The organism is Photobacterium sp. OFAV2-7 (genome assembly GCF_022347985.1).
In the GTDB taxonomy this organism is placed as follows: Bacteria; Pseudomonadota; Gammaproteobacteria; order Enterobacterales; family Vibrionaceae; genus Photobacterium.
In genome coordinates, this window is the sequence record NZ_JAKRFQ010000207.1 from 1 (window position 1) to 6,731 (window position 6,731).

General features: G+C 52.0%; 7 protein-coding genes. 5 read left to right on the forward strand and 2 right to left on the reverse strand.

Going from position 1 to position 6,731, the window contains the following annotated elements; translation table 11 throughout:
- The coding region (locus MHN01_RS12335; RefSeq protein WP_239411622.1) for an ABC transporter substrate-binding protein at positions 1-1,091 on the reverse strand (1,091 nt) is incomplete at its 3' end.
- Positions 1,092-1,237: 146 nt separating this feature from the next.
- Positions 1,238-2,245: a phage shock protein operon transcriptional activator gene (pspF, locus tag MHN01_RS12340; RefSeq protein ID WP_239411623.1), complete on the reverse strand. Its 1,008-nt coding sequence runs from the start codon at positions 2,243-2,245 to the stop codon at positions 1,238-1,240.
- Between the two features lie 196 nt (positions 2,246-2,441).
- Between pspF and pspA the strand changes: the two genes are divergently transcribed.
- The 5 genes from pspA to MHN01_RS12365 all read left to right on the forward strand — a co-directional run bounded on the left by pspA (position 2,442) and on the right by MHN01_RS12365 (position 6,356).
- Positions 2,442-3,107: a phage shock protein PspA gene (gene pspA / locus MHN01_RS12345; RefSeq protein WP_239411624.1), complete on the forward strand. Its 666-nt coding sequence runs from the start codon at positions 2,442-2,444 to the stop codon at positions 3,105-3,107.
- 48 nt (positions 3,108-3,155) lie between these two features.
- Positions 3,156-3,380 (forward strand): envelope stress response membrane protein PspB, encoded by a 225-nt coding sequence (gene pspB, locus MHN01_RS12350; RefSeq protein ID WP_075766530.1) that lies wholly within the window; start codon positions 3,156-3,158, stop codon positions 3,378-3,380.
- Complete coding sequence (pspC, locus tag MHN01_RS12355) at positions 3,377-3,763, forward strand: envelope stress response membrane protein PspC (RefSeq protein WP_239411625.1); 387 nt, start codon at positions 3,377-3,379, stop codon at positions 3,761-3,763. The genes pspB and pspC overlap by 4 nt, the downstream gene beginning before the upstream one ends.
- A gap of 167 nt (positions 3,764-3,930) precedes the next feature.
- Positions 3,931-5,328 carry a YcjX family protein gene (locus MHN01_RS12360; protein ID WP_239411626.1) on the forward strand — a complete coding sequence of 466 codons (1,398 nt, stop codon included), beginning with the start codon at positions 3,931-3,933 and terminating at the stop codon, positions 5,326-5,328.
- On the forward strand, positions 5,325-6,356 hold the full coding sequence (locus tag MHN01_RS12365; RefSeq protein WP_239411627.1) for a YcjF family protein: 1,032 nt from the start codon (positions 5,325-5,327) through the stop codon (positions 6,354-6,356). The genes MHN01_RS12360 and MHN01_RS12365 overlap by 4 nt, the downstream gene beginning before the upstream one ends.
- Positions 6,357-6,731 lie beyond the last annotated feature (375 nt).

Below are 6,731 nucleotides of genomic sequence, written 5' to 3' on the forward strand. Positions count from 1 at the left end.
GCCAGAGATTTAACCGGATCGTAATCCAATGCTTTGCTGCTGTGGTTATAGGCCCAGGACATTGGCGGCAGAATGCTTTTTGCCTTGGTGCCGGTGCCGTAGTAAACCGAATTGAGCAAATTTTCGCGATTGATGGCCAGGTTGATGGCCTTGCGGACCCGCGGATCTTTCAGTTCGGATTTGCTGTTATTCAGTGCCACAAAGGCCACATTCATCCCTGTCTGGGCAATAAGTTCAAATTCCTCGCTATTGCTGATCACCGGCAGTTGGCTGGCTACGGGGGACGAGAGGACATCGCACTCTTTGCTAAGCAGTTTCGCTAGGGTACCGGTACCGCGAGATGAGATATCAAAGACGACCTGCTCCATTGGGGCGGCACCTTGCCAGTAGCCCCAATGGCGGACCAGCCGGATCAGGTCGTTGGGCAGATATTGCGACAGGTAAAACGGTCCGGTGCCAATAGGCTTCATGTCCAGTTGATGCAGCTTGCCGGCTTTTAACAGGCTCTGGGCATATTCTTGCGAATGAATAACCGCATAGGTGGTCGCCAGATTAGACAGGAAAGCATTGTCCGGGCGGGTAAGGGTAAACTTCACCGTATGAGAGTCAACGACTTCGATGTTATTAACCAGGCTACTAAAGCCCTGGCTCTCGAACCAGGGATAGCGGCCCCCAGAGACCTTGTGGAAGGGGTGGCCGGGGTCAATAATACGCTTGAAGCTGAATACGACATCCTGGGCATTGAGCTGGCGGGTTGGCTTGAACCAGTCCGTGCTCTGAAACTCGATACCTTTACGCAGGTTGAATGTATATTCGAGGCCATCATCACTGACAGACCAACTGCGGGCAAGCGACGGCAGTGGCTGGTGGCTGATCGGATCAAGTAATAACAGGCGATCGTAGATCTGTGCTGCCAGCGTATCCGCGGTCAGTCCGCCATCAATAAGTTGGGGGTTAAAGGTCGTCGGCGTATCTTGCCCGCAATAAACGAAGCCGCGGCTACGAATATTGCTGTCTTGGTGTGGCTCCGAGCAGCCGATCAGGCTGAACAGTCCAAAGCACGCAAGCAGTAGACGAGTATAGGCGCTCATAAAGAAAAGGATTTTATTGAAAACAAGTGGCTAAATTTAACATTATCCATCACTGTCACCAAGCTATCTCCTAAAATAACCTTCTATTACTTAGTGCTATTGTCTGTGCGGCTGTCATTTGCCAGGGGCCGAAAGGACTTTTTGTCTTACTCTGAATTGCCGACCAGCTGGTATTTGCGCAGTAGTCCTCTAAGTTGATGGTAGCTTAAACCTAATAGCTCAGCGGCTTTTCGCTGATTAAATTTAGCCAGTTCCAAGGCTTGGCGAATAACCGTGATTTCCTGATCCTGCTGCCACTGGCGAAAGTCGAGCGGAAAGTCCACTTCTGTTGTTGCAATCGCAGACGGTTCCTCGGCAGGTTTATCGACGGGCTTGTCGTGCCAGGGAGCATGAAAAGGATCGATAATGATGTGATCAACGGCCTCGCCTTCCTGCGCGTGGCGAAACACCGAGCGCTCAATGACGTTTTTGAGTTCGCGAATATTGCCCGGCCAGTGGTAGTCGAGCAGTTCCTGTCTCGCGGCCTGGGTGAAGCCGGCAAAGAAGCTATAGTCGAGTTCCCGACACATGCGGACCGCATAGTATTCGGCCAGCGGCAAAATATCCTCGCGACGTTCGCGAAGCGGAGGTAAATGAATAATGTCGAAGGCAAGCCGGTCAAGCAAATCGGCGCGGAATTTTTTTTCTTCGGCCAACTGGGGCAGGTTTTCGTTCGTCGCACAGATAAGGCGAACGTTGGCCTGGCAGGTTCTGCTGCCGCCGACTCGCTCGTACTCGCCGTATTCGATAACGCGTAACAGCTTTTCTTGTACGCCAAGCGGTGCCGTGGCCAGTTCGTCGAGAAACAGGGTGCCGCCCTCGGCACGCTCGAAGCGTCCCTGGTGGCGACCTTTTGCACCAGTGAAGGAGCCGGCTTCATGGCCAAACAGTTCGGAATCGATAACCCCTTCGCTCAATGCGGCACAGTTCAGCGTGACCAACGGCTGGTCCCAGCGTTTGGACAGGTAGTGAATACGCTGGGCAATAAGCTCTTTACCTGTTCCTCGTTCGCCAAGAACAAGGATAGGGCGGTTAAGCGGGGCAAGGCGTGAGGCCTGATCGAGTACGGCAAGAAATGATTCTGACTCACCGATAAGGTTATCTGTTTTTTGCATGGTCAATCTCGCTAACTATTGGCGTACTTGTTCACACCATAGCATTGAGGTTGATGGATTGCAAAGCTAAGCTATTGATAAATATAAAACAAAAAGTTGGCACAGTGCTTGATATGTACAGGATGTAGAGACATTACAATAACCTAGTGTGTAGGCCTAGGAACCAACGCGGATTTACGTATTAAGGAGATTCACTATGGGCATTTTTTCTCGCTTTGCAGATATCGTCAATGCAAACGTCAACTCACTGCTGGATAAGGCTGAGGATCCGCAAAAAATGATCCGCCTAATTATCCAGGAAATGGAAGATACGCTGGTTGAGGTTCGTACTTCTTCGGCGCGTGCGCTGGCTGACAAGAAAGAGCTTCAGCGCCGTATCGACTCGCTGCAGGTACAGATTGATGACTGGCAGCAGAAAGCGAGCTTGGCGCTTCAGAAGGGCCGTGAAGATTTGGCACGCGCGGCATTGATCGAGAAACAAAAACTCAGTGATGTGGTGCTGACGCTAAACGAAGAGTATAAATTGGTCGAAGAGACCATCAACAAGCTGAGCGGCGAAGTGGCTGAGCTGGAGCGTAAGCTGCAGGAAACCCGTGCCCGTCAGCAGGCGTTGGTGACCCGTCACAAGGCGGCTGGTAACCGTCGAGATGTACGTCGTCAGCTTGATACCGGCAAAGTGGACGAGGCCCTGTCGAAGTTTGAACAATACGAGCGTCGTATTGATGAAATGGAAGCCGAGGCCGATAGTTACAACATAGGCCGTGGTAAAAACCTCGAGCAGGAATTTGCCGACCTTCAGGCGCAGGACGAAATTGAAAAAGAACTTGAGCGTATGAAAGCAAATATCAAGGATAAAGAGTAAGATAGTGACAATATTGGGTTCTGCACGAAACGAGGATGGAGGTAATTTATGGGTTGGATAGTATGGCCATTGATGGCGTTCTTAATTTTTGTTGCGCCGCTATGGTTGATTCTGCACTACCGTGGTCAACGTAATGCTACTCAGGGGCTATCTGGCGAAGAACATGAACAGCTGCAAACCCTTGTGATGCGTGCAGAACAGATGCAGGAGCGCATCAAAACACTAGAGCAGATTTTGGATGCGGAAGCACCGCAGTGGAGGCAACGCCGATGAGTAAAACCTTGTATAGAGATCCGCAGAACGGAAAGATAAGCGGGGTTTGTGCGGGTATTGCTGAATATTTCGGTATGGAAATCTGGTTGGTTAGGATCCTGGCTGTTTCCGCTTTCTTGCTAGGGTTCGGATTCTTCGCCATCGTGGCGTATATCGCGGCAAGCTTGATTTTGGATAAAATGCCGGACGAACGCAGAGAGCAGCAATATATCTACCGGGAACACACTGTCAAGCAGAAGCCTTGGCAGGCAGGGCTTTCTCCGGAGCAGATCTTAAACAATGTCGAAGCCGAGCTGGATGGCATGGAGAAGGATTTGCGTCACATGGAGGCCTATGTCACCTCTTCGGCATTCAAGGTCGCCAGAGAGTTTAAAAACCTCTGAGTACGTGCTGAAACCTTGCCGAAAAGTTATTCCTGAAGCAGGCCTTATGCCTGCTTTTTACTGTTTGCTTATTCCCCTGAGCTGAGTCTGCCCCGGACAAAGGTATTCATCGGTGGTTAATTTTGGGGTTGGTATTCTATTTATAGAGTAATGAGTTAGGAAGAAATATGAATCGAATTGGTAACGAGTTAAACAAGTTAGTGAACCGCAGCCTGGATCGCCATGTGCGCCTGGCGGTAACGGGATTGTCTCGTGCGGGTAAGACGGCTTTTATAACGTCGCTTGTTAATCAGTTGCTTCATGTGAGTACCAATCCGAGGCTTCCTTTGTTTTCAGCTGTGCGGGAAGGACATCTTCTCGGCGCCAAACGCGTACCGCAGATAGATATGCATGTTCCCAGGTTTGGTTATGACGAAGGAATGAATGCTCTGCTGGAGTCTCCGCCGACATGGCCGGATCCCACGCGGGATGTCAGCCAGACCCGGTTGGCACTGCGCTACAAGCCGCAAAAGGGGCCGATGAAATTGCTGCAGGATACCGCGACCCTGTATCTGGATATCGTCGATTACCCGGGGGAGTGGCTGCTGGACCTGCCTTTGCTGGAAATGGACTATCTTAGCTGGTCACAGCAGCAGGCTAAACTGTTAAAGGGCAAGCGAAGCGAACTGGCCCGAAGCTGGCTGGAGATGGCTGAGAGCTTTGACCCGTTGGCTCCGGCTGACGAGGCCTTGATTGAACGCTTGTCGGCTGTTTTTACCGAGTACCTTTACAAGTGCAAGGCCGAAGGTGGATTGCATTGGGTTCAGCCGGGGCGGTTTGTGCTTCCCGGTGAATTGGCCGGCGCGCCGGTTTTGCAGTTCTTCCCGTTTGTCTGGGCCGATAAATATTCGGAGGCCCAACTGCAGCAGGCCGACGAGCATAGCAACTTCGGGATGCTAAAAAGTCGCTATAAGTACTACCAGCAACATGTTGTTAAAGCGTTTTACCGTGAGCATTTCTCCAAGTTTGATCGCCAAATCATTCTGGTGGACTGCCTGCAGCCGCTCAATGCCGGGCCGGAGTCATTCAATGATATGCGCCAGGCGCTGGATCAGCTGATGCAGAGCTTCAAGTACGGCCGCAGTTCATTGTTGCGCAGGCTGTTTTCACCGCGAATCGACAAGGTGTTGTTTGCTGCAACCAAGGCAGACCACGTTACGCCTGAGCAGCATCCCAACCTCGTTAGCCTGCTTCAGCAGATAGTCAATGATGCCTGGCAGACGGCGTCGTTCGAGGGGATCAAAATGGATTGCGTGAGCTTGTCGTCGATTCAGGCCACAGAGCCGGGATTTGTTTCCCATCAGGGACAGCAGGTGCCGGCATTGAGGGGGCATACCCTGAGTGGGCAGGCACAGATGCTGTTTCCGGGTGAAGTGCCGCGCCGTTTGCCAAATGACGCCTACTGGCAGCAATACGGCTTTGATTTTGTTAATTTCCGTCCGTTGGACATCCAGAGTGATGAGCCTTTGCCTCACATCAGAATGGATAAAGTACTGGAATATCTGTTGGGAGATAAACTGCGATGACTCAACCCTATAAAGCGAAAATATTATTTGATGAGCCCGAGCAGACTGCATCGGCACCGGATCAGGAACTGACTGCCCAGCAGCAGTTTGCCGAGAATGAGGCTTTCTTGCCGGATACAGCTTCTGAGCCTGATGTCGAAGAGCAACTGGCACAGACACTAACCAGTAAGCCCAAGCGCAGCGGTCGCTGGTTCAGGGGGCTCCTGGTTGCCGCGGCAGCAATGACTGGCTGGCAGACGCTGGATTATGTGGTCACTGCCTACCAAAGTACCGACTGGCTGGCACTTGGCTGGAGCACGATTATTGCTGCTGTCGCCGCTACCGGTATTACGGCTATTGGCAGTGAGTTGCTCAAGCTTCGCCGCCTGAAACACCGCCAGTCCGAGCGGGAGCAGGCGCTGGCACTGTTGGAAGCCGACAGCATTGGTCAGGGCAAGGCATTCTGTACCAAGTTGGCGCGGCAGAGTGCAATTCGCGACGATCATGTCGGCTATGATCGCTGGATGCAGTCACTGGCGGCGACACATAACGACCGTGAGGTGCTGCAACTTTATGATCAGATGGTGCTGACTCATCAGGATAAGCTGGCTCGTCGTCTGGTGGCCAAATATGCCAGCGAGGCGGCAGTGATGGTGGCGGTGAGCCCGCTGGCCGTTGCCGATATGCTGCTGGTGGCCTGGCGGAACTTCAAACTGATTGATCAGGTATCGGCTGTCTATGGTGTCGAGTTGGGGTACTGGTCGAGGATCAAGCTTGTTAAGTTGGTACTTGCCAACATGGCCGTTGCCGGTGCCAGCGAGATGATTGCCGATACCGGTATGGATATGTTGTCGATGGATTTGGCCGGCCGGATGTCGACACGGGTGGCGCAAGGCGTCGGTGTCGGACTGCTGACCGGACGCCTAGGGCTAAAAGCGATCGGCTTGATGCGACCGCTGCCTTGGCAGCCTGATCAGCAGCCGAAGCTAAGTGAAATCCGCAAAGATTTGGTCTTGCGCTTGACTCGTCAGCAGAAAGACGCGAAGTAACCAGTAAAGTAAATAGCCATGTGGGCTCTTCTGCATGGCTAAACCTGCCCCCGGCCCTAACTGCGGGATATTCCCCGAGATATATTGCCGATGTGGCGACTAAATGGTCAAACTCGCCTCCCGCTATTGTTCAATCTCTCATCATGCAGCATTGCGAACTTGACTCGTTTACAGTGAAGGCGCACACTTCTTCAGTGTCAACAATTCCTGACACCTTGTAAGAAAAGTAATTGAGAAGGCGTGTGATATGAGGCTACAAGTCAATTGTGAAGACCGACTTGGTATGACCCGCGAGCTACTGGATATTCTGACCAGTCAGCAGATAGATTTACGGGGTATTGAAATTGATCGAATAGGGATTATCTACCTCAACTG